Genomic DNA, 1,221 nt, shown 5'->3' on the forward strand with positions numbered 1-1,221 from the left:
TGACCTGCTCCCCGTTGATTAATACACCACGATGTTAGTAATGTCTTCATAAGCCACATGAGGACATCCCCATGAAGAAGCGTTTTTCCGACGAACAGATCATCAGTATCCTCCGCGAGGCTGAAGCCGGGGTTTCTGCCCGTGAGCTCTGCCGTAAGCACGCCATTTCCGACGCCACCTTTTACACCTGGCGTAAGAAGTATGGCGGTATGGAGGTGCCCGAGGTTAAGCGCCTGAAGTCGCTTGAGGAAGAGAACGCCAGGCTCAAGAAGCTGCTTGCCGAAGCCATGCTGGATAAGGAGGCGCTTCAGGTGGCTCTGGGGCGAAAGTACTGACGACAGACCAGAAGCGGGAAGCCGTGATGTTGATGTGTGATGCGACCGGTCTGTCGCAACGCCGTGCCTGCAGGCTTACAGGTTTGTCCCTGTCGACCTGCCGTTATGATGCTCAGCGTCCGGCTGCTGATGCACATTTATCAGGGCGTATTACTGAGCTGGCGCTTGAACGCAGACGTTTTGGTTATCGGCGTATCTGGCAGTTGCTGCGTAGGGAGGGCCTTCACGTCAATCACAAGCGGGTATACCGTATTTACCACCTTAATGGACTGAGCGTAAGACGCAGACGACGCCGTAAAGGGCTGGCGACCGAACGGTTTCCGCTTCTTCGCCCGGATGCGCCGAACCTTACATGGTCGATGGATTTCGTTATGGACGCACTGGCCAACGGTCGCAGGATCAAGTGCCTGACCTGTGTGGATGATTTCACGAAGGAGTGTCTGACGATCACCGCTGCTTTCGGTATTTCAGGCGTTCAGGTCACGCGTATTCTGGACAGCATCGCGTTGTTTCGGGGCTATCCGGCGACAATAAGAACCGATCAGGGCCCGGAATTTACCTGCCGCGCGCTCGATCAATGGGCCTTTGAGCATGGTGTGGAACTACGGCTTATCCAGCCAGGTAAGCCAACGCAGAACGGATTTATTGAGAGTTTTAACGGACGCTTTCGCGATGAGTGTCTGAACGAACACTGGTTCAGCGATATCGTTCACGCCAGGAAAACCATTAACGACTGGAGGCAGGATTATAACGAGTGTCGTCCACATTCGGCACTGAATTATCTGACGCCATCAGAGCTTGCAGCACGGTGGCGAAATGGAAAATGTGAAGGTAAACAAACCGACATTACTAACTGACGGTTGTATCTAATCCTGGGGGCAGGTCA

Annotated in this window: 1 protein-coding gene; it reads left to right on the forward strand. The window is 53.7% G+C overall.

The window, feature by feature from the left end:
• Positions 1-71 precede the first annotated feature (71 nt).
• Positions 72-1,192 (forward strand): IS3-like element ISRaq1 family transposase gene (locus tag FY046_RS23610; RefSeq protein ID WP_103972539.1). Its coding sequence is split into 2 segments (ribosomal slippage): positions 72-330 and positions 330-1,192, totalling 1,122 coding nucleotides; the frame shifts between segments, so codons are not numbered across the junction.
• Positions 1,193-1,221: the final 29 nt, after the last annotated feature.

The sequence above is a fragment of the Erwinia sp. 1181_3 genome, assembly GCF_052824965.1.